The following is a 22,023-nucleotide window of genomic DNA, read 5'->3' as shown; positions in this document are numbered from 1 at the left end:
GGCCCACGAAACGACGTTGGTGGAGCAGGTGTCGCGATTAACGGCCGCAGGCCAGGTCCGTCCGCGGTGGACGCGCCCCTGGGGCTTGCTCCTGTGCGTCGTGGCACTCGGCACGCTCTTCGTGGACCCGCCCGGCCCACGCGCGGTCAAGGACGACGCCTTCATCACAGCGGAGACGCCCGGCATCCTCAACATCGAGGGCGGGGAGTGCTTCACCGATCCGGTCGACTCGACGGGCTCGGGTCGGCCCATCGTGCTGTACCGCCCCTGCCCCGAGCACGCCGACAACCAGTCGTACGGCTTCGTGCACGCCGCGGACGGCGCCTGGGAGCGCACCCGGCTTGCCGCTTTCGCCTGGAAGAAGTGCGGCGAAGGGTTCACGCACTACTGGGCCGGTAAGGCCGCGTCCGGCCTGGACTTCTACCCGGTCATGCCGACGGAGAAGACGTGGGCGGACGGGGACCGCGACATCATGTGCGTGGTCTACAGGCCCGGCGGGGAGCTGACCGAGTCGGCGGTCCCCCTGGCGTGACCCGCGCCCTCCGGCTTTGAGGGTGGCGTGGCCTCCGGCTTTCGCGTGCCTGGTCGAGCATCTGGCGCGATCGGCTTCCCGCGGCCCTTCGCCCAGGATCCTGCCGTGAATGACACGCCATTACAGGATCCTTGAATCTTGTAAAGAGCGATTGTTGAGTAATATCTGGGCCGATCTTGATGGAGATCTGTTCCGGGTTTTCCGGGCGTTTCGCCTCATTGTCTTGCACGAGAAGGCATCTCCCCGGAAACGAAGGAAGAGCCCATGGTCAAGCGAGGCCTCGCAATCGTCGCCCTCTCCGTCGCCACTTTATTCGGATTAACACTACCCGCACAGGCGGTGACGCTGGAGCAAAAAGTCGCAACACTTTCCAGTTTCACCCAGCCCACGACGGCCAGCGCCTCCAGCTGGTCGTCCGCCTGGCAGAACCAGGCCGCCTGGGCGGAATACGCCTTCGACTGGTCGACCGACCTCTGCTCGACCAGCCCCGACCAGCCGCTCGGCTACGATTTCAGAACGCCGTGCCGGCGTCACGACTTCGGCTACCGCAACTACAAGGCGGTGAACCAGTTCCCGTCGAACAAGGCACACGTCGACGACGCGTTCTACTTCGACATGCGGCAGGTCTGCGCGAAATACTCCGGCGTCAGCAAATCCACCTGCGACGGCCTCGCCTGGACCTACTACCAGGCGGTCAAGCAATTCGGCTCCCTGAACGTCACCAAGGCGCAGATCGAGCAGGTCCGCGAAACCGCCGCACGAGCCGCCCTGAGCGCTGAGTGACGTGCGATCTGTGAAGTCCGCTTGGCCGTCAGGAACGCGATGATGACCGTCCAGGGCGACCGGCACGAGTTCGCCGGGTTCACCGACGTGTCGCTCAGGCAGACGTTTCCGGCCGCTCGGCCGTCCTGACCCAGGGCTTCAGCGAAGAGCGCCCCGCTCTCCTCCGGGAGGCGGGGTGCTCGGGCTCAGGCGCGCCGGCCCATAAGCGGCCGGGCGGCATAAATAGGAATGCGCGCGGAATAGCAACACCGGTACTGTCTCGTTTTGCACCTCCCGGTGCGCAGGCAACGGTTACTTCGCTCTGCAAAAGCGGCAACGCGGGTTCGAATCCCGTCACCGGCTTCCATGCCGGTGTCGTCCAGCGGCCCAGGACACCTAATGTCACCGTCGCCGCCTCGACCTCGGGAGGTCACAACTGAATGCACGACTCCCCGGTGCGAAGGTCCCGGCTACTTCTCTTTCTCAAAAAAAGACAATGCCGGAACCGCCTCCGACCTCGGGGAGACACAACTCCATATGCACCTCCCGGTGCGACGGCAGCAGTTACTTCATGGTGCGAACACCTTCGGGTGGCGGGTTTCGATACCCGCACACTGCCGCCAATCTTGATCTCGGGAGGAACACGACTTCAGAGCGTGCCCGGTGCGCAGGCAACGGCTACTTCGATTTTTAATCGAGAGGTCGCAGGTTCGAGTCCTGCCCGGCCGACATCATCGGCCGGTAGCTCAGTCGGCAGAGCACTTACGTTCCGTCGCCGACTTCGATCTCGGGCACCACTCTGAACGCGGGCTCCTCCCCCATGTAGGAAGGGGCCCGTTCTCATGTCGAAGTTCAACACGACCACCACGCGGCCGGCCGTCTCCAGCCCGCTCAAGACCGAGGCGACCCCCAGCGGTCGCACGCACGAGGGCGCGCCCGGCTACATCCGCGACGCCCAGAGCGAGCTCTTCCTGCTCGCCGTCGGCAACATGGTCGGCGAGGACTCCTTCTACGAGAAGGCCGGCGACCGCGACGCCCGCTTCCGCCGGCTCGTCCACCAGGTCGCCGTCGAGGACGTCGACTGGATGAGCCGCTTCCTGCCATGGCTGCGCGGCGAGGCCAACATGCGATCCGCCCCGATCGCGGCCGCGCTCGAGGCGGTCAAGGCCCGGCTCGCGGCCAGCCTGCACGGCGGGAACCGCGAGCTGGTCTCGTCCGTGCTTCAGCGCGCCGACGAGCCGGGCGAGGCGCTCGGCTACTGGACCACTCGGTACGGCCGGGCGATCCCCAAGCCGGTCAAGCGCGGCATCGCGGACGCCGTACAGCGCCTGTACACCGAGCGGTCGCTGGCCAAGTACGACAGCGACGCCCGCGGCTTCCGGTTCGGAGACGTGCTCGACCTGGTCCACCCGTCACCGGCCGACGACAAGCCCGCACAGGGCGACCTGTTCGCGCACGCGCTCGACCGGCGTCACGGCCGTGACAAGCCGATCCCGGAGTCGCTACGCATGCTGCGCCGGCGCGCCGAGCTCCTCGCTCTCCCGGTGGCCGAGCGACGCGCCGTGTTGTCCGATTCCGCACGCCTCACCGCGGCGGGCATGACGTGGGAGTCACTCGCCGGGTGGCTGCAGGGCCCGATGGACGCCCAGGCCTGGGCATCGGTCATCCCCTCCATGGGGTACATGGCGTTGCTCAGGAACCTCAGGAATTTCGACGAGGCGGGCATCGGCGACGAGCTCGCCGAGAAGATCCTGGCCAAGCTGTCCGACCCGGATGAGGTCGCGCGGTCGCGGCAGCTGCCGTTCAGGTTCTACTCGGCGTACCGCAATGCGCCGTCGCTGCGGTGGGGGCACTCGTTGGACAAGGCGCTCACGCTGGCCACGCGCAACGTGCCGTCCTTCAAGGGCCGCACGCTCGTGCTCGTGGACACGTCGGCGTCCATGTCGTCCGGGACGATCTCGGCGCGGTCGACGGTCACGCCGGTCCAGGCGGCCGCGTTGTTCGGCGTGACGCTGGCGGCCCGCGGCGACCAGGTCGACCTCGTCGGGTTCGCCGACGGAACGTTCCGGCACGAGATCCGCCCGGGTGCGTCCGTCCTCCGCGAGGTCGAGCGGTTCTGCAAGCGGATCGGCGAGGTCGGGCACGGCACGCAGATCGCCGACTCGCTGCGCCGCTCCTACAAGGGTCACGACCGGGCGGTCATCTTGTCGGACATGCAGACGATGAGCGGGTACTACGCCGGCGGCGTCACCACGGCAGTGCCGGCGGACGTACCGCTGTACGGGTTCAACCTGCAGGGCTACCGGGCGGCGGCGATGCCGACCGGCGAGGGGAACCGGCACGAGTTCGGCGGGTTCTCCGACGCATCGTTCAAGCTGATCCCGCTGCTGGAGGCGCGCCAGTCGGCCGACTGGCCCTTCTGACCCCATCCGCGAGCGCCCCGCTTCTTCTCCGGGAGGAGCGGGGCGCTCGCCTTTGTCCGCGAACATAATTTCACGTTTGACTTATATAAGCGCGGCCTGAAACTATCGGCTCCGTGCACGCATTCGACGTCCTCGGCGATCCTGTCCGGCGACGCATCCTGGAGCTGCTGGCCGGCGGCGAGCAGAGCTCCGGCGAGCTCACCGCCGTCATCCAGCGCGAGTTCCGGATCTCCCAGCCCGCCGTTTCCCAGCACCTGCGCGTACTGCGAGACAACGGGTTCGCCAGCGTACGAGCGGAGGGCACCCGGCGGCTCTACGCCGTCGAGCCGGGCCCGCTGCAGGAGGTCGACCTGTGGCTGGAGCGCTTCCGCGGCTTCTGGAGCCAGCGCATGGACGCCCTGGCGACGGAACTGGCCCGCGGCAAGCGCGAGCGCCGTATGACGAAAGAGACAAAGGACACCTGATGGACATCGTTGACGAGATCAACCAGGCACATCGCGAGCTGCTCAACGGCGAGCGCAAGGTCGTGACTCTGAGCCGGCGTTACGACGCGGAAGTCGAGGACGTGTGGGACGCCTGCACGAACGCCGAGCGGCTGAGCCGCTGGTTCCTGCCCGTCACGGGGGACCTGCGGCTGGGGGGCAAGTATCAGCTCGAGGGCAACGCAGGCGGCGAGATCCTGCAGTGCGAGCCGCCCCGGCTGCTGAAGGTCAGCTGGCTCTTCGGCGAGAACGCCGGCTTCTCCGAGGTGGAGGTGCATCTGTCGAGCGAGGACGACGGCACCCTGTTCGAGCTGCGCCACACCGCCGAGGTGCCGCCGGACATGTGGTCCGGCTACGGCCCCGGCGCCGTCGGCGTGGGCTGGGACCTCGCGCTCCTCGGCCTCACCCTGCACCTGACGTCGGGCGCACCCCGGATCGACGAGAGCACCTTCCACCTGACCGACGAGGGCCGGCGCGTGATCACGGCCAGCAGCCAGGCGTGGGGCCGGGCCTACGAGGCCGCCGGCGGCCCGCCTGACGAGGTCGCCGCCGCCGTCGCCAACACCACCGCGTTCTACGCCCCCGAACAGGAGCAGTCATGACCCAGAAGATCTCCACCTTTCTCATGTTCCAGAACGGCGACGCCGAGGAAGCCATGACGTTCTACATCTCCCTCTTCGACGACGCCAAGGTGGTGGACGTCACCCGCATCCCACCCGGGGAGCCCGGACCGGAAGGCAAGATCAGGCATGCCACGTTCACGCTGGCAGGCCAGGAGTACATGTGCATTGACAGCGACTCCGTACATGCATTCACCTTCACCCCGTCGATGTCGCTCTACGTCGGGTGCGACACCGAGGAGGAGATCGACCGCCTGTACGCGGCGCTCGCTGAGGGAGGCGGGGTGCTCATGCCGCTGAGCTCCTACGGCTTCAGCACCAAGTTCGGCTGGGTGAACGACCGTTTCGGCGTCTCCTGGCAGCTCAACCTTCCGTGACGGACGTCCCGACATCGACAGGCGCCTTCAAGGGCGACGCTTTGCCGTACCAGGGATTCAAGGCGTCGCCCTGGTCTCAGCCGGACTCACGGGCCTGCCGAGGTGCGATGTCGACGTCGCGACTCTCAAGCAAGACTCGTCCACGATGCGCTCACTTGGCGAGGAGTTGGAGACCGGCGGCGGAGGGTGAGCCGGGCTCGACGGTGTAGACGAGCAACGTCTGCTCCGCGTCAGTGGGCAGGGTGAGGAGCTGGTACGTGAGGGCGAGCTCGCCGGCGACCGGATGCTGGAAGCGCACGATCCCGGAAACGCGCTCATGCACGTCGTGGTCGTCCCAGATTCGCCGGAAGTCCTCGCTGTGGAGGCAGAGCTCCCCTGTCAGCTCGATGAGTGCGGCGTCCTCCGGATGCCGGCCGACGGAAAAACGCAGCACGGCGGTGACTTCTGAGGCCACACTGTCCCAGTCGCAGTGCAGCTCGCGGGCCCGGCCGTCGAAGAAGACGTATCTAGCGAGGTTGCGCTCGCGGGCCGACATGGTGTCGAAGCCGACCATCAGGGCCCGGAACATCAGGTTGGCGGCCAGAATGTCGGTTCCACGGCCGATCACGGCGGCGGGGATGTCAGCGCGCTCCAGAGTGTCGAGAAGCAGCTGAGTCTCCGGGTGCACACGTTGCGCAGGAAGCTTGTCGCAGCGGTTCTTGCCACAAAGAGGGCTGGCCAGATCGAACAGGTGCACGCGTTCGGTCTCGGTGAGCCGCATCGCGCGGGCGATCGCAGCGAGTATCACAGGGGAGGCGTTGAGGCTGCGCCCCTGCTCGAGGCGTGTGTAGTACTCGACGCTGACGCCGGCGAGCCGCGCGAGCTCCTCTCGTCGCAACCCCCGCACGCGCCTACGCCCTCCCTGAGCGTGGATCCCGACCTCCTCGGGATTTATGCGGGCTCGGCATGCCCGGAGGAAATCTCCCAGCTTGACGATGCGGTCCATATACCTAGTATCTGGCCATATGTCAAGTTCGACGCGTACGGGACGCATATAGCCCGAGTTGGCGAAGCGGTAGATTCGGGCGGTGGCAACGGGCCCGGACCATCCGGCGGGTGGCACAGACATTGAGGTTCAGCGACTCCAGCGCCTCTTCCGGTTCTTCGCGGCCACGCAGTGCCGTGGCCGTTCTCCGGTGTACGAGACGCTGAGCGAGGGCATCGCCGACGACGACACACTGTTGGACCTGCTCATGGCCACCCCCGGCGAGCAGCGGCGGCCCAGCCTGCTGTTCGCGGCGGTGAACCTGCTCCTGGCGTCGGATCCCGGCTCGGCACTGGCCGACTACTACCCGACCCACGGCGGCCGGCGGCCGGTCGACGGTCTGCTCGTGCCGACCTTCGCCGCGTTCTGTGCCGAACACCGCGACGAGCTCACCCGGCTCCTGCGCAGCAGGTCTACTCAGACCAACGAGATCCGCCGCTGCGTGGCTCTTCGTCTGGGTCTCGATCACGTTCACCGGCTCTGGCCGGGACCGCTCGCCCTGGTCGAGGCCGGCGCCAGCGCGGGCCTGAACCTGCTCGTGGATCGCTACCGCTATCGTGTCGGCGGCCAGGAAGCATCCTCCGCAGTCGCCTCGCCGGTGACGATCACATGCGAGGTACGGGGCAGCGCCCCCGCGGGCCAAATCCTCGGGCCGGTTACGGAGATCACGCGCCGGCTGGGTATCGACCGGCATCCGGTCGACCTGGCCGATCCCATCGCCCGAGCCTGGCTGGAGGCGTTCATCTGGCCCGAACAGGCCGGCGACCTCGCCACCCTGCGGGGCGCCATCGACCTCGCCGTCTCGGCCCCGGCCGTAACCGTCGTGCAGGGCGACGCGACCGCAGACACCGCCCGGCTGCTCGGCGAACTGCCGGGCCGTGAGCCTGTCGTGGTCTTCACCGCTACCCTGCTCAGCTACCTCGACGCCGACGCCAGGACGGCCTTCGTCGCCCAGATCGAGCAAGCTGCCGCGCGCCGCCCAGTGGCGTGGGTGTTCGCAGAAGCCCCCGGCCTCGTCGCGAGCGCCGACCAGGGCCTGGCCGCACTGACCGGCCCGCTGGCCCAGCGCAACTCCCTCTTTCTGGTCGGGGCGAGCCTGCGTGGCCCCGGACGCCGCGACGACGCCCTGCTCGCCATGGCCGACCCCTACCTGCGCTGGCTCGCCCCAGCCCGGCACGAGACCGACGACTTCCAGTGGTTGCCGGCGCACGCAAACGCCGGCTGACGCGGTGCTCATACACTCTTCGGACGTGAGCGGCTTCGCGTTCCGTATCAAAACGGTCTATCCGGACTTCGATGGCTTCGAAGGTCACCTGCTTGCGGGCCCCGTCCTGAAGCGCGATGGAAACCTCAGTATTGGGGATCTTCTGACGGTGCCCACCGCGACAGGTCATGCCATTGGGCGCTGTGCGGGATTTCCCCTGATCCGATGGGATGAACACAGACACTGGGTCGGTGTCGTCGTGGCGACCATCAGAGCCGACGCAGTCCAGGTGGGAAGCATCGCCGAATCGGTATCCGAATCTCCGAGTGGGAGTGCCGGCTGAGTCGGGAACTCGCCGACCGTCACACGACGGCCCGCCCCATGTCCTGCTTCAGCAGCTTGGCTACACCACCGGAGGAAACGTGACCGGCTACTGGTTGCCGGCGGCTGGATATTGATCTCACGGCCATCCGTCGTCGGATCACGGTGTGGTGACGGAATGCGACAGGCCTCGGGGCCGATTCCACTATGGACGTATGGGTGGTGTCAGGCGGTCGAAAGCCGCTGCCGGCTTAGGAGTGGGACTGGCCGTCGCAGGGGCGGCGGTCGGGCAGTTGTTGGGAGATGCGCGTTGGGCATGGGCGGGCGGCATCGTCGGGGCGGTGTCGGGGATCTTCGCACCAACCGTCTACGGAGTGGTCCGCGAGCGCTATGCCCGCTGGCTGATGATCAATGGTGAGCTGGCAAGCAAGATGGGACGCTTTGACACGGCTCTGTCTCTCACGGGCGAGGCGGTGGTCATCCATCGGAAGTTGGCTCGGGCCTACCCCGACCGCCACCGCCCCGACCTCGCCCGCTCCCTGCACAACCTCGGCCTGACGCTCTCAGAGCTGGGCCGGCCCGCCGACGCCCGCCCAGCCGAGCAGGAGGCAGTGACCATCCGCCGCGAGCTGGCCGAAGCTCACCCCGACACTCGCCGCCCCGACCTCGCCCACTCGCTGCACAACCTCGGCGTGACGTTCACGGAGCTGGACCAGTACGCCGAGGCGCTCCCCCCGACGCAGGAGGCAGTGGACATCTATCGGGAGCTGGCCGAAGCTCACCCCGACCGTTACCGCCCCGACCTCGCCTACTCGCTGCACAACCTCGGCGTGACGTTCTCGGGGTTGGGCCGGTACGCCGAGGCGCTCCCCCCGACGCAGGAGGCGGTGACCATCCGCCGAGAGATGGCCGAGACTTACCCCGAGCTCTACCGCCCCGACCTCGCCCACTCCCTGCACAACCTCGGCGTGACGTTCTCGGCGCTGGGCCGGTACGCCGACGCCCTCCCAGCCGAGCACGAGGCGGTGACCATCCGCCGAGAGATGGCCGAGACTTACCCCGAGCTCTACCGCCCCGACCTCGCCCGCTCGCTGCACAACCTCGGCGTGACGTTCTCCGCGCTGCGCCGGCCCGCCGAGGCGCTGCCCCCAGCGGAGGAAGCGGCGGCCGTCTACCGGGAGCTGGCCAAGGCTCACCCCGACCGTTACCGGCCCGACCTCGCCGACTCGCTGGCCAGCCTCAGCGTCCGCTTCGCGGAGCTGGGCCTGCACGCCGAGGCGCTGCCCCCAGCGCAGGAGGCAGTGGCCGTCTACCGGGAGCTGGCCAAGGCTCACCCCGACCGCTACGGCCCCCGTCTCTCCTCCCTGCTGCCCAACCTCGCCGCGAAGCTCAGGCAGTTAGGTAGCACTGATGCGGAAGCGGCATTCGACGAAGCAGCAAAGACCGCGGAAGGCTACCCGGAGACATGATGGAAAACCTTGTCAGGCGTCGGCTTCTTTGCTGATCGTCTCGTCGCCGTCGTCCCACCCGTAGGGGACAGCTGCGTCTGCCTGTGGGCTTCCGATGGATCTCGAAGCCGGCTCATCGTTACGGTCTGCTCCACCTTCAGACCTAACCGCCGTTATACGGCTTGAGTAAGGTTCTGCGAGTCGGGCTGCCCCGCGAGTGGAACGAGCCAGCAATCACACTGACGCTCCGGATCATCGGCGGATAACAGTTTTTTCGGAGAAATCCAAAAGAACACATCGGGGCCATTCCTGCAGGTCAGGTGCAATTTTAGACCGAAAGCAAGAACAATCCATTACTGCCCCAAAGAAGGTGCCTTGGACTGTATTCTTCCTCTCCGAGAGAAAGGTGCAGTCCTCGATGAATTGGCAAAACAGCGCAAGTAAGCTTTGTTCGGCGGCTGCCGTCATGCTGCTCACCGTGGCCCTGACGACCGGGTGCAACGACCAGGGGTCCACCGGCGCCTCCGGCTCGTCCGTGTCCTCCAGCCCCGTGTCAGCAGCCGAACCGGGCACCGTCCCGCCGTCGTCGGACGCTCTGGCCGCGCCGTCCAAGCCGGCGACAGCGCCCACACCATCCAAGTCGGCCAAGCCGGCCACCCCGGCCACGCCGTCCAAGCCGACGCAGTCGAGCAGCGCGGCCGGCGGTGGCACGGGCAGTACGGCGGGCAACACGGCCGGCAACACCGCGGGCAACGCGACGGGCAGCGCCGCACCCAAGGGCGGCTGGGTGCCGGTGAACCAGGCCGCGTGGAAGCAGGCCCTGGACGTCTACCGCAAGGTCGCACCCAAGAAGGTCCCCGCGGGAATCGTGCGAGTCCCCGAGTTCCACACCGACTGCTCGATGTCCAACCGGGCGGCGGACGACCCGATCGTGCTGCCCGGTCTGCCTGGCGCCTCCCACATGCACACTTTCTTCGGTCCGAAAGTGAATGCCACCACCACGCCGGCCAAGCTGCTCGCGAGCCCCACGACCTGCAACGCGCCCGGGGACCACAGCGCCTACTGGGTGCCGCAACTGCTGCGTGACGGCAAGCCGGTCCCAATGAAGAACTTCCGCGTGTACTACGGCTCCCGGCTCAAGGACCCGTCGACGGTCGTGCCGTTCCCCCCGGGTCTGGTCATGGTGACCGGCGACGCCAAGCGACAGGTGGCGACGCCGAAGGGCGCCTCCGGCCAGTTCTGGTGCGCCGGCAGCGCGGAGATCGGACGCAGCGCCGACGGCAACTGGCCGGTCTGCGCGAAGGGCGGCAATCTGATTCGTCAGGTGACGTTCGAGGACTGCTGGGACGGCAAGCACATCGACTCGCCCGACCACAAGTCGCACATGGGGCCGGCCACCAACGGCAAGTGCTCCGGCAAGTACCCGGTCGCGGTCCCCAACATCTCGCTCATGGTCGGCTACAACTCCCTCGGCGGTAACGGCCTGAAGCTGTCGTCGGGCATGGCGTCCTCGATGCACGGCGACTTCATGAACGCATGGAAGCCGGAGAAGCTCGGCGCGCTGGTGAAGGTCTGCATCAACGCAGACGCCAAGTGCGGCATCACCCCCGGCTGGGGCTGACCAATCCCCACTTCGCACGACCGTGCCGGTGGTCCCGTTTTCGGGGCCACCGGCACGGTACGTGTGCGAACGACGCCAGGACCGTACCGGCACGAAAGCGCTCAGCGCAGGATCAGGATTGACGCCGCCCCGATGACCACGTTGGCGGTCACGTGCACCACGTAAGAGATCAAGATGCCGCCGCTGCGCAGACGCATGACGCCTAGGACGAACCCCCAGAAACCCGCCATGATCATCCCGATGGCGCCGGACGGGAAGCCCGCGAAATGCGCTGCTCCGAATAGCACGGCTTGCAGCACCACCGCCGCTTTGGTGCCCCAGACCGAGGCGAGTTCGGCCAGCAGTACTCCTCGGAAGAGCAACTCCTCCCACACTGGATTGACCAGGGCGAACGCCGCGATGCCCAGAATGGCAAGCCCGAGCGGAAGCCGTTGCAACTCCCGAAGGTATTCGGCGGGCTCAGGGCGCACTATGAGTGCCCATGCCGTAAGTGCCGCTGCGCTGAGCACCACGGTGGCCAGGCCCAGCCAGGGAGCCTCAGGCGTCAACGATCCACGTACGAACCATGGCGCCGCCGGCCTCAGGGCAGCATGCCGACCGGCGAGCAACAGGCACCCCAAGGGGAGCACGCAGACCAGGATCGTGGTGACTGCGGGAGGCCATTCACCGAGAATCCCCACCGCGAAACAACAGAAGAGCGGGCCGATGAATGCTGCGGCGCGGACGGCCGCTGCCGACCGCAGGATGCAGGCGCCGACAATCAGCAAGACTGCGACCACACCGACGATCGCAGTCCGTACAGACGCCTCCGGATCGATCGGCAAGATTGCGCACGTCCCCAGAACGACGATGCACGCACCTGCGGGCATTGACCGAGCGGGGAAAGAGACCCCTCGCTCAGCGGCAGGCAAGGACGGTGCGGAGCCGTCGAGTTCCGAGGTCATCACATTGCTCCGGTCATTTGCCGGCCAGCGGTGGCAGATAGATCACCCTGCTCCATCATGCCGAAAAAGCCTCTATCTGGAGCCTCGCGGCCTGCGACAGTTAATGGCTTGCCAATGGCCCGAGAAGACCGAGATCAAGCGGGGTCGGGACTCTGTACGGCCGGTCTCTTTCTCAACCGCCATACTCGGATCTTTATGAGCTTGTATTAGAGGTGCTGTGTTGCCGGTTGGCGGCTGCGACGTGTAGGACGGCTCTTGTCCTACAGGTCCGTACGCCCGAGATGCCGGGAGCCGAATCATGGATGATCGTTTCAACGTGACCGTGAGCGCAGGATCGCTGAAGGCGACGGACGAGCACGCGGTGCATTTCCCTCATCGGTGGACGCCCGAGGGCGTGAGCGTCAGGGCGGACTTCACCGGCGGACATCTCCTCCACCTCGCGGCCGCGGGATGCGTCCTCAACGACCTTTACCGGGAGGCCGCCGCACTGGGAATCGAACTCCTGGGAGTGCGCGTTTCCGCGGCCGGCGGCTTCGATACCGAGAGCTGGCGGTCAACCGGGATCACCTACACCGTCGACGTCAGCTCCACCGCTCCAGCCGAGAGCATCGCCCACCTGATCGACATCGTGGACTCCGTCGCCGAGATCCCCCGCGCCATCCGACAGGGTGCCACCGTACAGAGGATCAGCTAATCGAACACAACCGATGAGCACTTCCTCACCGCTTCGGCGGCATGAGCGTACGTCGGTGTTTCGCCTCGAGTAACGCGGCTGGTCGGAACCCTGGCGCCGACCGGAGCATCAATCCCGCGTGACGGACTGCAGCGCCCGCTCCAGCACCTGCTGGCCGTCGGCCACGTCCTCGGACTCGCCGCCCCGCCGCAGCTCCACCTTCTCGCCGCTGTGCAGGGTCAGCCCGTACTTGACCGGGAACCTGCGCAGCCGTTCCGCCGCGACGATCTCCTCGTACGGGATGAACCGGTTGCCGTCGGTGGTGGCCAGCGCCTGCGCGTCACCGGACTCGATCCGCTGCGCCATCCGGCGCAGCGAAGTGCGCATCTTGAGCCGCGGCACCCCAGGCACCAGCAGCAGCCCGTTACTGAGGACCAGGAGGTCGGTGCGCCGCTTGGCGACCATCAGGTTGACGATCCCGGCGTAGATCTCGGCGTGGTCGGCGGTGGCCCGTTGCTGGACGTGCCGGCCCGCGGTGACGTCGACGCCACTCCGGGCCAGCTCTGCGCGGGCCTGGTCGAGGGTCGCCGGGTCCACCGCCATCTCGGCGAGGTCGGTCAGCTCCAGCGGGGCGCCGTCCACGCCGACCAGCGCGGCCGGCTCGGTCCACGAGTGCCGCCAGGAGGCGATCCGCTCGCCGCGCAACTCATCGCCGCGGGCAAGGCCGGTGACTGGCGAACGCTGACCGACCTGCTCGCCCCGATCGACCACCCCGACGACCACACGTTCTATCTCAAGATCGCCGCCGATGTCGGCGGCGCGGAGCGGTGGGTCGACGACTGGGTCGCGGCGGAACCACGTTCGCCGCTGCCGCTGCTGTTCAAGGGGGCCCACGCCATCTTCTGGGCCTGGGAGGCGCGCGGTGGCGGACGGGCGAACACGGTCAGCGAAAACGCCTTCAAGCTCTTCTTCAAACGGCTGACGCTCGCGGAGAACTGCCTCGACGACGTCACCGACCGGGATCCGGACCTGCCGGTCGTCGCCCACCTCGAGCAGTGGCTGGATCTGGGCGACGAGGGGCCGGCGTACCTGCGGTCGGCCGAGGTGCGCGCGTCGCTGCACGAGGCCGCCGACCGCTCCGTGCGCCACGCGGAGTACGTGCGCCGGCCTCGCTGGCCGAACTACCACAACGAGTTCGCCATGGCCTTCGCCCTCAGCCAGGACTGGGCCGCTGCGGCGGACCAGTTCGACCTCATCGGCGATCTGGTGACGGAGTGGCCGTGGCAGTACCTGAACGGCCGCCAGCCGGACGTCCCGTTCCTGCGCTGGCGTACCCGTACGTATCAGGAGCTGGGGCGCTGACCAGTGCGGGCGCCTCCGGTGGCTCCGGAGGCGCCCGCGCGGCGGCGTCGGCCAGGGTCCCGTTGAACCGCGCCTGGACGGAGTTGCCGTTCAGGCGCAGCCCGGTGCGTCATGCGTACATAGAACGCGTCGCGCGGACCGGCTGCGCGATGGCAGTAAGGAATCCGAGACCGTCCTGGAGCCAGAGTTGGGTGGTTGGGGCCGCGGGAGCCGACGGACTGGTAGTGCTCACGCGGGGTGCCGAGACGATGGACGACCTCTTCTCTCGATAGTCACCCGGTCATTGGCTGGGGAGATCAGGGAGGCGTCTTACCGGTTTCGTCAGTTCTGACCGATGGCCCTCACGTCACATCGGCATCCAGTTCCTCGCCAGCTGGTCCGCCACCGAGAAGTGAGTACGACAGTCCGGGCAGACGGCCCGGCCGAACAGATACGGCAAGCCGCCGGCCAGGGCCATCTGCCCGTCAGCGCGAGTTCGTTCCTGCAGGCGTTCGCCCAGACCATCCAGCTCTCCCGTTCCTACCGGAAGGAGAGCCACCCTCTCCACCTGCCGCGACGCGTAGTCATCACTGGCGGAGAAGCAGCCGCCTTCGCCGATCACGATGAACACATTGACGCCGCAGGATGGGCAGGCGACCTCGTACTCGCCTGTCAGCAGACCTTCAAGGCACCGATCCCAAACCTCGACGCCCTCGAACGACAGCAGGGATTGCAGCAGATAGACATACCTGTCCCTGATCTCACCCAGGCACTGATCAGTGAGCCGATGAAGGTCGGCAATTGAATCTGCGTACACCTTGAACACGTCGTCGCCGGTGTGGGCGCAGGCCATGATCGCTCCGGCCGCCTGAAGTACCCACACGCGATCATCCGGGGCGCAGCCCGACGCAAGCTCGGCCAGCCGGGGCAAAGCGGCATAGCTCGCCGAGAAGGCCTGGTCCAGCTGCGGACACAGATGATCCATCAGTTCCGACCAGACGCCACTCGGATCGTCCCCGAACCGGTCGAGGAGCGCCGGAACATGCTCTGCCGAACCGCAGGCGTCGCTGAGCATCGACCAATCCGTCACGTGCCGATCCAAGCAGCCCCTCCCGAGCATTGAAAACGGGCTACTTCTCCCGATAGCCACTCAGCCGGCAAAAACAAGATCAAAGGGGGTACTGGGCTCGAACCTCCGATCTTCGCGTTTGAGGACGAGGATCCGCTTTGCCATGATCGTCGTATGGTCACGCTGAGGCCGGTCATCGAAGTCTCTCCACTCGAGACCTCAAGCCTGTGGCCTGCAGCAGACCTTGTTGGTCATGTCCCTCTTTCCGATCGCCTGGCTACAGACGAAGTTGGGGCGCTCCTGCACGTGCTGGCGGTCTACAACCTCAGGCCGTCAGAAGAGTGGAGCGAAGGGGCTTCCCCTGCTGACCTCGCCGAAGAGCTTCAGAGCATGGACGGGCTCATTGCCCCTGGAGGGCTACAGGTGCATGACAGCACGACCGATCTCACGATCAGCCCATCGTGTTGCTCGGGGCTTGAGGACTGGCGGGAATGGGGTTCGCTAGTCCAAGGGGATCAGCCGTTTCTCGGCCACTCCCCGTCGCCGTGGGTGGAGATCCTGAGCGACAGGTTCCGCGTCTGGCCGGACGACAAGCCGGAGCAGCTGACGCAAGATCTCTTCATCGATATTCCGGCAAGCTCATTCCCGGGCTTGCTCCGCGTCGCCCAACGTGACCTGCTTGGTTTCATGCATGTCGCGGAAGCATGGGCCTTGCAGGTTGTTCCCGAGCACGCGTCCGCTCTGCTGGAGCGGCTCGACGAATGCTTCGATGTCCGCTCTGCATTAAGGATCTCCGCTGAATGATCGCGTCCGCAGCCGGGCCAGCCGCCGCTACCGTGATGGGAATCTTCGGCAGACGAGGCGATCGTGGCAGGCGGAGGCGTATCAGTGCTGTGCAGGCGCCCGGGGCCGCTGACAAGGTTTGCTGATGAACGAAGCCCGGGAACTGGTCGAGCTGGATGATCGCTGGCTCCTGCCCTATCGAGGCATGCAGGTGATCCAAATCCGGGTCAGTTATCAGTTGACGCTGGTCCTGGACAGCGGAGCTCAAGTCGACTCCCCTGAACACGTCCATGGCGCGGGCTGATCTCCGTGGATGTCACATTGCCCGGCGCTGCCGAAGCTCCTGAAGCCACGTGCGCACCTGCTCGTCATCGTGCAGGTATTCGCCGGTTGGCCCTGCAGGGAGATCGACGCCGGACAGGAGGTTCAGCGCCCACCACGCCAGGCCTTCCCAGACGAGACCACCCTCGGTAATCCAACGTACGGCCCACCGGTCCGCTTCGTCGCGGCTCAGCCGTCCCTCAAGGATTGCGACGAAACGCTCCTCGATCTCATCGAGACCTGGCTGTCCGGTCATGTACACGCTCCCACCTGCGAGCCGCCGTCGACTACTTCATTACAGAGAAAGCCTGCCAGCTTGGGCTTCAGTGCGCCTCGGCCTCACGCGCAGCCTCCTCATGCCGGGGCGCATACGAAGATCTTTCGCCAGCCAACTTCTGTTATGCCCTGTGGGATCCACGGGCTGTCGACCAACGCCATGCGGGTCCCGGCATGGCGGGGTACACATCGCTCGCCGAGCCCTGTCGTGACCGGGGGAAGCTTCGATGGCGGTCGTATTATGACCTGGTCGAATCGAGCCGTCTCAAGGAGTCACCGTGGCCCGCCCCCGCACCGCCGCCCGGACTGTGGACCACCCCGACCTGTCGGAGGTGGCGCTGCAGCAGGTTCTGGAGGCGCTGGTGGAACCGGTCCGGCGGATGCTGGTGTCCCAGTTGGCGCAGGCGGGCGAGGACAAGGGCTGTGGCACCTTCGACGTGCCGGTTTCGGCTTCGACCTTGACGCACCACTTCAACGTGCTGCGGGAGGCGGGGGTGATCCGGCAGTACTACGTGGGGACGACGAAGATGAACACGCTGCGCGCGGATGAGATGGAGGAGCGGTTCCCCGGTCTTCTGTCGGCTGTGGTGTCTTCCTCCGTCGCAGAGGGGGCCGGGGTGGCCTGAGGTCGCAGAGTCGCGAGGCTTCCCGACGGGCCCTTAGCGATCATCCCGGAGCCGGAGCGCCCCCGCCGGCGGCATTGTCATTACCTCTGCCACAGCGTGGAACCATGCGACCGTGGATGGACAGCCCGCATGGTCTGAGTGGCTCGCCTCCCTCGACGGTGATGTGCGAGACAAGGCGATGGTTCTTCGCGACCGGTTTGAGGCATTGGGGCACAGGACCCTGAGGAGTGGGCTGGTGCGGAAGTCAGGGATGACGTAGCACACCAGGCGAGGTTCAGGCTCTTGCGAGGTTTGTGGTCTGAGCACATTGATCCTCGACAGGATGCGGTGCAAACCTGGATCGCGAACACGCGGAGGGAACTCGCACGCGATTCGGCCGGCCCCTTCTCGGATGGGCGGAAGGCGCTGCTTCGCATGGTCGATGAGCTGGGTGTTACACCTGGAGAAGTCGGCACCCTCGCCCGGTTCGTCGCCTACGAGACGATTTTCGGGGTCTTGTATCGGCTCGATGAGCCGGATCTCGCTGAAGACGACGTGCTTGAAGTTCTTCAGGAGCAACTTCCGAGCTGGTTGCTGGTGGAAGTCGTCGGCAAAGATTTGCGGCAGACCGGGCGGGTCCTAACCGGACTAGCTGACCCCTCCGATGAGTTCGAATGCCGCGGTCAGGATCGCCAGCTTTTCTCGCTGCGTTTGCGGCCCGGGCGGGTTTGACCTGGTTGTTCACTCGTCGACGCCCAAGTTGGCTTGCTTCGAGACGAGACGTCACAGTCGAATTGGAGGGTCAGCAATGAGCGAGAAGACCGAGTGCCTTGTCGGGGGAACGTCCGGCATCGGCCTGGCCACCCGCGTGTCGGCTGCACACCCTCGGGAGGCTTTGATGGGACAGCTCGACGGCAAGACCGCCGTGGTAACCGGCGGCTCGACGGGGATCGGTCTAGCCAGCGCGCGCCGCTTCGCCGAGGAGGGGGCCCACGTCTACCTCACAGGCCGGCGACAAGAGATGCTCGACGCCGCCGCCGCCTCAATCGGACGGCAGGCGACCGGTGTCCGTGGCGACGTCGCCGTACCGGCCGACCTGGACCGCCTCTACGAGCGGATCACCGCGGACGGCCGCCGGGTTGACGTGCTGTACGCGAACGCCGCATTGGCAGCGATTGCGACGCTCGAGCAGATAACGGAGGAACACCTCGACCTCCTCCTCGGCGTGAACGTGAAGGGCACTGTCTTCACCGTCCAGAAGGCGCTGCCGCTGCTGAACAACCACGCCTCGATCATCCTCTCGGCCTCAATCTGGACGGTCGAGGGCCCCGAGGGCTTCGGCATCTATTCGGCCACGAAGGCGGCGGCGCGGTCCTTCGCCCGCACCTGGGCCAACGAGCTAAAAGGCCGGGGCATCCGGGTCAACGCCATCAGCCCGGGGACTATCGACACGCCCGGACTCAACGAAAACATCGACGTCAGCACCAAGCAGGGCAGACAAATGAAGGAATACCTGGTCTCCCGGATCCCGCTCGGCCGGATCGGCCAGCCGGAGGACGTCGCGGACGCGGTCCTCTTCCTCGCTTCCGACCAGAGCCGTTTCGTCACCGGTACAGAACTCTTCGTGGACGGCGGCGCCGTCCAGATCTGACGGTCACGCGGCCCTGTGGGTCCTCCGCTCGGCTCCGGGACGCTCGGAGCTCGGCCGCTCGCTGCAGCTGTGGCGACGGCGACGGCCCGGAATCCTGCGCGCCGCTGGGACCGGCCCCCAGGCCGCATGCCCGGCGTGCGCCGCACGCCCGGAGCCGTGCCACCGGTGCGTGACCCCTACCCCCACGGCCACATGAGCCAAAGGCACCGCGAGCCGAGTCGACACGCGGAAGTCGAAGATCAGAGGTCGCAGCTGTCGCCCGCGCGGCCATTTAAATCATGTCGCCGAGGGCGAGGGGGTGCCGACACCTCGGCCCGTGTCGCGTCCCTGCGCATCATCCGATCATGTGAACACTCGGCCAATATGCGATTGCACCCCGGGATGCCGCAACATTTGCACCATAAGATCCACCGGTGCGCATTTTGTCCAGTTTATTCACTGTGGCGATCATGCTCGTAGTCAGCTACCCGGTCGGCCCGCATCCGTCGACGCTCTTCGCCGTCCTGTGCTGCTTACTGGCCGGCGTATTCATCCACGTGTACGTACACGAACTCGGCCACCTTTGTGCGGCGTTGTTGGTTCGTTTCCGAGTCATCGAGGTGTCGATCCGGGCCGGCCGGAACCGGAGCGGTGTTCGCATCGCCGGTGTCAAGGTGCGGCTCGGTCTGTTCGGCCGTGTCGACCAAGTGAGGGTGGTGACGCCACCCGACGGCCGTGCGGTGCCGGCACGCTGGATCGCGTTTTCCTTCGCCGGACCCGCAAGCAACCTTGCCTTGGCGGCAGCCACGTACCTGGTCTTCCACGGCCATGCCGAGCGCCTCCTGAGCGATGATCCGGCGCTGGCACACAGCTACCTTGTCGCCGCGATCGCCCCCGGTGCCATGCTCGGACTGGCCAACCTGATTCCGTTCCGGGTGCGAGATGGGCAACCCAGCGACGGGGGGTGGATCTTCGCGTGGATCTTCCGTCCTGGCCGCAGCAGGGCGCAAGTGACAAGGCGAATCCGGCTCACGGACGGTGTCAGCACTCCTACAGATCTTGACGAACTGCGGGCCCGTGTCGACGCGGGCGGCCCTGACGCGATCCTGGCTTCGGGAGCGCTGCTGGCTCAAAGCATCCGCGCGCGGCAGCTGGCCGTCGACGCGGACCGCCTGCTTGTCGTGGCCCGGAATCCGTCGACCGACCCGAATCTTGCGAGCCTCATCGCCAGCGCGATCGCAGAAACACGGGCCATCGAGCTCATGAACGACACCATCCGGTTCCGCCAGTGGGACTTCGACCAGGCGCGGGTCAAGCCGATCGTCGAGGTGGCCGAGCTCGGCTATGCCCGCGACCCCGAGAGAGCCGAGGCCCGGATGAGTCTGGCGCTCGCCCGGGTGTTGTCGAAGCGGCCGGCCGAAGCGAGGGACCTGTTGATCCGCCTCAACACGACCACGGTGGACTCCCGCGTGCAGGTGCAGGCACTCGCGGCTAGGGCGATCGCCGAACTGCAGCTCGGAGACCTGGCCCAAGCCCGCCGCGTGGTCAACTCCGCCGGCCGCATCGACCCGAAAGTCGGACTGCTCCCGCTGGCCAGGACCCTCGTAGAACGAGCCGAGCAACGGGCTGCGGCCTCAGCCGGCGGGACGCCATCAGCACCCGAACCTCGCACTGACGTTGCAACTTCCGGTACGGCCACAGAATCGACGGCGTGACACGGCGCCCCATACAGAGCCGTGTGGACCAGCGCAGGCACAAGCATGCCGGTCAGGTGCCGACGTAGGCCGCGAGGTGCTCGCCTGTGAGGGTGGAGCGGGCGGCAACAAGGTCGGCGGGTGCACCCTCGAAGACGATCCGCCCCGCCGTCATGGCCGGCGCCGGGGCCGAGGTCGATGATCCAGTCGGCGTGCACCATGATCGCCTGGTGGTGCTCGATGACGATGACCGACTTGTAATTGGCTCTCGAGCGAGACCACCTCTGGCGGCTAACAAGTACGGCAGCACCACAACCTTGCACAGCACCGCCGAAGCAGACCGCAAGATCGCCAATGCCACGGACGAGGCGACGTCGTACGTGGCTTGGGTGCTTAGGCGCGTTTTTAAAAGCGACCGGAAAAAATGCCCGCCAGTCTAGATGGCATGTTTACTGTGCCTTTCTTTGGGACCGGGTGTGGCCTGACTTCGAGGTGTCCATTTGTCGCCTATATCCGTATTTGCACAGCTCCGCCTTGGCCGCAGATCCGAAGAAGGGGACTTGTCGGAATTCAGTCGCGGTGATAGAAAAGTGCTCGTCTCTGTCGGCATGGTACGAGACGCGCGGGGGTTTTTGGGTTAATCATTCCCAACTCTCGTGGAAATGACTAGAAATCGGGGGGAACCATGAATCGACTGGCTAAGGCAGCTGCGGCCGTCACGCTCACCGCTGGTATCGCGTGTTTGTTCGCCGCGCCGGCCCAGGCGCACGACCACGAGGACGGGAAGGCGAAGGCGGCCAACTGGATCACGAACACCAGCAAGAACACGAACAACAACAACTCCAGCGCCAGCGCCAGCGCCACGAACACCAACAAGATCAATAACAAGTCCGAGGCCGAGGCCGAGAACAAGATCAAGAACGAGGCCGAGGTCGAGAAGCGCAAGGACGACAAGCGCCACGAGCCTTGCGACGACTAGGCTGACCGCGACTGTTGACTCGGAGGCCGACGCAGCTACGAACACCATCCCGGCGGCTACCGCGGGCCGCTCTTTCGGTGGCTTGTGCTTCGGCTCCTAGCGCAGAGTACTGATCGACTGCAGGGCACAACACGAAACCGGCCGGCGTCCAGGGGGACGCCGGCCGGTTCTCTATGTCATGGGTTGGCGCCTGCAGGGCTACGAGATCAGGTCACGCACGCAGGGATGGCGGGCGATCTGGACCGGAGACGGGCCGTCGGCCAGGGCAGATCGATCAGTTGCTCGGCCAGGCAAGGTGTGCGTCGACGTCGGCGGGAAGCGCGTGTTCGCCCTTTCACTTCCATCCAGGCCCGTGGCGGGCCGCCGTTCTGCGAGCAGCACAACCCGGACGCCATCTGACTGTCGGATCTGCGGCCGGCCTTCGCACACCGCTTGCCCTTTGAGTTCCTTTCTAAACGTCCCTCATATGGCTCAGGGCCTGACTCGCGCGCGTCTCTAAAAGCGACCGAAAAACTAATCGCCCTGCCTGGGCGGCATGTTTGCCGTGCTTTTCTCCCAGGCTCGGTGTGGCCTGACCGCGGTATGGCATGTTGCCGCCTATATCCGGATTTTCCCGGTCCCAGCCTTGGTCGCAGACCCGAAGAAGCGGACATTCCTCCGTGTCATTGAGGTGATAGAAATGTGCTCGTCCTTGTCGGCACGGTCGCCGACACACGGGAATCATTTGGGTTCACCATTCCCAGCTCTCGTGAAAAGGAAAAGGAACCGGGGGAATTATGAATCGAATGGCTAAGGTAGCCGCGATCGCGTTTACCGTCGGCATCGCGGGTATGTTCGCCGCGCCAGCCCAGGCCGACGACAAGCCGGCTCAGGCTGCCATCACCGCGATCAGCA

Annotated in this window: 24 protein-coding genes, 2 tRNA genes and 1 pseudogene; 21 read left to right on the top strand and 6 right to left on the bottom strand. The window is 66.2% G+C overall.

What is annotated here, in order from left to right; all coding sequences use genetic code 11:
* The first annotated feature begins 28 nt into the window (after positions 1 to 28).
* The 8 genes from Pth03_RS16480 to Pth03_RS16445 all read left to right on the top strand — a co-directional run bounded on the left by Pth03_RS16480 (position 29) and on the right by Pth03_RS16445 (position 5,196).
* Positions 29 to 532 (top strand): hypothetical protein, encoded by a 504-nt coding sequence (locus Pth03_RS16480; RefSeq protein ID WP_203945156.1) that lies wholly within the window; start codon positions 29 to 31, stop codon positions 530 to 532.
* Positions 533 to 796: 264 nt separating this feature from the next.
* Positions 797 to 1,315 carry a phospholipase gene (locus tag Pth03_RS16475; protein WP_203945155.1) on the top strand — a complete coding sequence of 173 codons (519 nt, stop codon included), beginning with the start codon at positions 797 to 799 and terminating at the stop codon, positions 1,313 to 1,315.
* 273 nt (positions 1,316 to 1,588) lie between these two features.
* Positions 1,589 to 1,657: transfer RNA gene (locus Pth03_RS16470), tRNA-Cys, on the top strand.
* A gap of 292 nt (positions 1,658 to 1,949) precedes the next feature.
* A tRNA-OTHER gene (locus tag Pth03_RS16465) sits at positions 1,950 to 2,023 on the top strand.
* Positions 2,024 to 2,136: 113 nt separating this feature from the next.
* Positions 2,137 to 3,717, top strand: coding sequence for a TROVE domain-containing protein (locus Pth03_RS16460; RefSeq protein WP_203945154.1), 1,581 nt, complete (start codon positions 2,137 to 2,139; stop codon positions 3,715 to 3,717).
* Between the two features lie 113 nt (positions 3,718 to 3,830).
* Positions 3,831 to 4,181 (top strand): ArsR/SmtB family transcription factor, encoded by a 351-nt coding sequence (locus Pth03_RS16455; protein ID WP_203945153.1) that lies wholly within the window; start codon positions 3,831 to 3,833, stop codon positions 4,179 to 4,181.
* Positions 4,181 to 4,801: an SRPBCC family protein gene (locus tag Pth03_RS16450; protein WP_239119091.1), complete on the top strand. Its 621-nt coding sequence runs from the start codon at positions 4,181 to 4,183 to the stop codon at positions 4,799 to 4,801. Before Pth03_RS16455 ends, Pth03_RS16450 begins: the two co-directional genes overlap by 1 nt.
* Positions 4,798 to 5,196, top strand: coding sequence for a VOC family protein (locus Pth03_RS16445; protein WP_203945152.1), 399 nt, complete (start codon positions 4,798 to 4,800; stop codon positions 5,194 to 5,196). The genes Pth03_RS16450 and Pth03_RS16445 overlap by 4 nt, the downstream gene beginning before the upstream one ends.
* Before the next feature lie 151 nt (positions 5,197 to 5,347).
* Here the strand turns inward: Pth03_RS16445 and Pth03_RS16440 are convergent, their stop codons facing one another.
* Positions 5,348 to 6,181, bottom strand: a complete 834-nt coding sequence (locus tag Pth03_RS16440; protein ID WP_203945151.1) for a helix-turn-helix domain-containing protein — start codon at positions 6,179 to 6,181, stop codon at positions 5,348 to 5,350.
* 82 nt (positions 6,182 to 6,263) lie between these two features.
* On the opposite strand from Pth03_RS16440, the gene Pth03_RS16435 reads away from it, so the two are divergent.
* The 4 genes from Pth03_RS16435 to Pth03_RS42115 all read left to right on the top strand — a co-directional run bounded on the left by Pth03_RS16435 (position 6,264) and on the right by Pth03_RS42115 (position 10,814).
* On the top strand, positions 6,264 to 7,445 hold the full coding sequence (locus tag Pth03_RS16435; protein ID WP_203945150.1) for a DUF2332 domain-containing protein: 1,182 nt from the start codon (positions 6,264 to 6,266) through the stop codon (positions 7,443 to 7,445).
* A 25-nt stretch (positions 7,446 to 7,470) separates the two neighbouring features.
* Positions 7,471 to 7,767, top strand: a complete 297-nt coding sequence (locus Pth03_RS16430; RefSeq protein ID WP_203945149.1) for a hypothetical protein — start codon at positions 7,471 to 7,473, stop codon at positions 7,765 to 7,767.
* 193 nt (positions 7,768 to 7,960) lie between these two features.
* Entirely contained in the window at positions 7,961 to 9,214 is a 1,254-nt protein-coding gene (locus tag Pth03_RS16425; protein ID WP_203945148.1) for a tetratricopeptide repeat protein, read from the top strand.
* Positions 9,215 to 9,659: 445 nt separating this feature from the next.
* Positions 9,660 to 10,814 (top strand): DUF1996 domain-containing protein, encoded by a 1,155-nt coding sequence (locus Pth03_RS42115; RefSeq protein ID WP_203945147.1) that lies wholly within the window; start codon positions 9,660 to 9,662, stop codon positions 10,812 to 10,814.
* Between the two features lie 101 nt (positions 10,815 to 10,915).
* Here the strand turns inward: Pth03_RS42115 and Pth03_RS16415 are convergent, their stop codons facing one another.
* Positions 10,916 to 11,638, bottom strand: coding sequence for a CPBP family intramembrane glutamic endopeptidase (locus tag Pth03_RS16415; protein WP_203945146.1), 723 nt, complete (start codon positions 11,636 to 11,638; stop codon positions 10,916 to 10,918).
* Between the two features lie 418 nt (positions 11,639 to 12,056).
* Between Pth03_RS16415 and Pth03_RS16410 the strand changes: the two genes are divergently transcribed.
* The gene (locus Pth03_RS16410) at positions 12,057 to 12,452 is read left to right on the top strand and encodes an OsmC family protein (protein ID WP_203945145.1); all 396 of its coding nucleotides are present in this window, start codon (positions 12,057 to 12,059) and stop codon (positions 12,450 to 12,452) included.
* Between the two features lie 108 nt (positions 12,453 to 12,560).
* Here the strand turns inward: Pth03_RS16410 and Pth03_RS16405 are convergent, their stop codons facing one another.
* Positions 12,561 to 13,136 (bottom strand): hypothetical protein, encoded by a 576-nt coding sequence (locus Pth03_RS16405; RefSeq protein WP_203945144.1) that lies wholly within the window; start codon positions 13,134 to 13,136, stop codon positions 12,561 to 12,563.
* On the opposite strand from Pth03_RS16405, the gene Pth03_RS16400 reads away from it, so the two are divergent.
* Positions 13,104 to 13,793, top strand: a complete 690-nt coding sequence (locus Pth03_RS16400) for a hypothetical protein (RefSeq protein WP_203945143.1) — start codon at positions 13,104 to 13,106, stop codon at positions 13,791 to 13,793. The genes Pth03_RS16405 and Pth03_RS16400 overlap by 33 nt on opposite strands.
* Before the next feature lie 346 nt (positions 13,794 to 14,139).
* Here Pth03_RS16400 and Pth03_RS16395 read toward each other — a convergent pair whose 3' ends face one another.
* On the bottom strand, positions 14,140 to 14,847 hold the full coding sequence (locus Pth03_RS16395) for a hypothetical protein (RefSeq protein WP_203945142.1): 708 nt from the start codon (positions 14,845 to 14,847) through the stop codon (positions 14,140 to 14,142).
* A 168-nt stretch (positions 14,848 to 15,015) separates the two neighbouring features.
* On the opposite strand from Pth03_RS16395, the gene Pth03_RS16390 reads away from it, so the two are divergent.
* Together Pth03_RS16390 and Pth03_RS16385 are read left to right on the top strand one after the other, a co-directional pair.
* Positions 15,016 to 15,645, top strand: a complete 630-nt coding sequence (locus tag Pth03_RS16390) for a hypothetical protein (protein ID WP_203945141.1) — start codon at positions 15,016 to 15,018, stop codon at positions 15,643 to 15,645.
* Positions 15,646 to 15,769: 124 nt separating this feature from the next.
* Positions 15,770 to 15,928: a hypothetical protein gene (locus tag Pth03_RS16385; protein ID WP_203945140.1), complete on the top strand. Its 159-nt coding sequence runs from the start codon at positions 15,770 to 15,772 to the stop codon at positions 15,926 to 15,928.
* 12 nt (positions 15,929 to 15,940) lie between these two features.
* Here the strand turns inward: Pth03_RS16385 and Pth03_RS16380 are convergent, their stop codons facing one another.
* On the bottom strand, positions 15,941 to 16,201 hold the full coding sequence (locus tag Pth03_RS16380; RefSeq protein WP_203945139.1) for a YxzC family protein: 261 nt from the start codon (positions 16,199 to 16,201) through the stop codon (positions 15,941 to 15,943).
* Between the two features lie 298 nt (positions 16,202 to 16,499).
* Here Pth03_RS16380 and Pth03_RS16375 point away from each other — a divergent pair, with 298 nt between their 5' ends.
* The 4 genes from Pth03_RS16375 to Pth03_RS16360 all read left to right on the top strand — a co-directional run bounded on the left by Pth03_RS16375 (position 16,500) and on the right by Pth03_RS16360 (position 20,171).
* Positions 16,500 to 16,847 (top strand): ArsR/SmtB family transcription factor, encoded by a 348-nt coding sequence (locus Pth03_RS16375; protein WP_239119090.1) that lies wholly within the window; start codon positions 16,500 to 16,502, stop codon positions 16,845 to 16,847.
* Positions 16,848 to 17,261: 414 nt separating this feature from the next.
* Positions 17,262 to 17,558 (top strand): hypothetical protein, encoded by a 297-nt coding sequence (locus tag Pth03_RS16370; RefSeq protein ID WP_203945138.1) that lies wholly within the window; start codon positions 17,262 to 17,264, stop codon positions 17,556 to 17,558.
* A gap of 76 nt (positions 17,559 to 17,634) precedes the next feature.
* Positions 17,635 to 18,477 (top strand): SDR family NAD(P)-dependent oxidoreductase, encoded by an 843-nt coding sequence (locus tag Pth03_RS16365; protein WP_308442357.1) that lies wholly within the window; start codon positions 17,635 to 17,637, stop codon positions 18,475 to 18,477.
* 449 nt (positions 18,478 to 18,926) lie between these two features.
* Positions 18,927 to 20,171 carry a site-2 protease family protein gene (locus tag Pth03_RS16360; protein ID WP_373318548.1) on the top strand — a complete coding sequence of 415 codons (1,245 nt, stop codon included), beginning with the start codon at positions 18,927 to 18,929 and terminating at the stop codon, positions 20,169 to 20,171.
* A gap of 52 nt (positions 20,172 to 20,223) precedes the next feature.
* Here Pth03_RS16360 and Pth03_RS16355 read toward each other — a convergent pair.
* Positions 20,224 to 20,407 (bottom strand): annotated as a pseudogene (locus Pth03_RS16355) (ATP-binding cassette domain-containing protein); the annotation flags it as partial.
* Positions 20,408 to 20,835: 428 nt separating this feature from the next.
* Between Pth03_RS16355 and Pth03_RS16350 the strand changes: the two are divergent.
* Positions 20,836 to 21,129: a hypothetical protein gene (locus Pth03_RS16350; RefSeq protein WP_203945136.1), complete on the top strand. Its 294-nt coding sequence runs from the start codon at positions 20,836 to 20,838 to the stop codon at positions 21,127 to 21,129.
* Positions 21,130 to 22,023: the final 894 nt, after the last annotated feature.

It is taken from the genome of Planotetraspora thailandica, from assembly GCF_016863335.1.
Classification (GTDB): domain Bacteria; phylum Actinomycetota; class Actinomycetes; order Streptosporangiales; family Streptosporangiaceae; genus Planotetraspora; species Planotetraspora thailandica.
Note: the sequence above shows the minus strand (reverse complement) of the source record. Positions and strands in the feature narration are given on the sequence as shown.

Coding starts and splice junctions, on each gene's coding strand:
- Pth03_RS42115 (WP_203945147.1), top strand. CDS start 9,660: ATGCTGCTCACCGTGGCCCTGACGACCGGGTGCAACGACCAGGGGTCC.
- Pth03_RS16445 (WP_203945152.1), top strand. CDS start 4,798: ATGACCCAGAAGATCTCCACCTTTCTCATGTTCCAGAACGGCGACGCC.
- Pth03_RS16380 (WP_203945139.1), bottom strand. CDS start 16,201: ATGACCGGACAGCCAGGTCTCGATGAGATCGAGGAGCGTTTCGTCGCA.
- Pth03_RS16460 (WP_203945154.1), top strand. CDS start 2,137: ATGTCGAAGTTCAACACGACCACCACGCGGCCGGCCGTCTCCAGCCCG.
- Pth03_RS16395 (WP_203945142.1), bottom strand. CDS start 14,847: ATGCTCAGCGACGCCTGCGGTTCGGCAGAGCATGTTCCGGCGCTCCTC.
- Pth03_RS16475 (WP_203945155.1), top strand. CDS start 797: ATGGTCAAGCGAGGCCTCGCAATCGTCGCCCTCTCCGTCGCCACTTTA.
- Pth03_RS16450 (WP_239119091.1), top strand. CDS start 4,181: ATGGACATCGTTGACGAGATCAACCAGGCACATCGCGAGCTGCTCAAC.
- Pth03_RS16350 (WP_203945136.1), top strand. CDS start 20,836: ATGAATCGACTGGCTAAGGCAGCTGCGGCCGTCACGCTCACCGCTGGT.
- Pth03_RS16360 (WP_373318548.1), top strand. CDS start 18,927: ATGCTCGTAGTCAGCTACCCGGTCGGCCCGCATCCGTCGACGCTCTTC.
- Pth03_RS16370 (WP_203945138.1), top strand. CDS start 17,262: ATGGTCGATGAGCTGGGTGTTACACCTGGAGAAGTCGGCACCCTCGCC.
- Pth03_RS16410 (WP_203945145.1), top strand. CDS start 12,057: ATGGATGATCGTTTCAACGTGACCGTGAGCGCAGGATCGCTGAAGGCG.
- Pth03_RS16365 (WP_308442357.1), top strand. CDS start 17,635: ATGAGCGAGAAGACCGAGTGCCTTGTCGGGGGAACGTCCGGCATCGGC.
- Pth03_RS16390 (WP_203945141.1), top strand. CDS start 15,016: ATGGTCACGCTGAGGCCGGTCATCGAAGTCTCTCCACTCGAGACCTCA.
- Pth03_RS16440 (WP_203945151.1), bottom strand. CDS start 6,181: ATGGACCGCATCGTCAAGCTGGGAGATTTCCTCCGGGCATGCCGAGCC.
- Pth03_RS16425 (WP_203945148.1), top strand. CDS start 7,961: ATGGGTGGTGTCAGGCGGTCGAAAGCCGCTGCCGGCTTAGGAGTGGGA.
- Pth03_RS16385 (WP_203945140.1), top strand. CDS start 15,770: ATGAACGAAGCCCGGGAACTGGTCGAGCTGGATGATCGCTGGCTCCTG.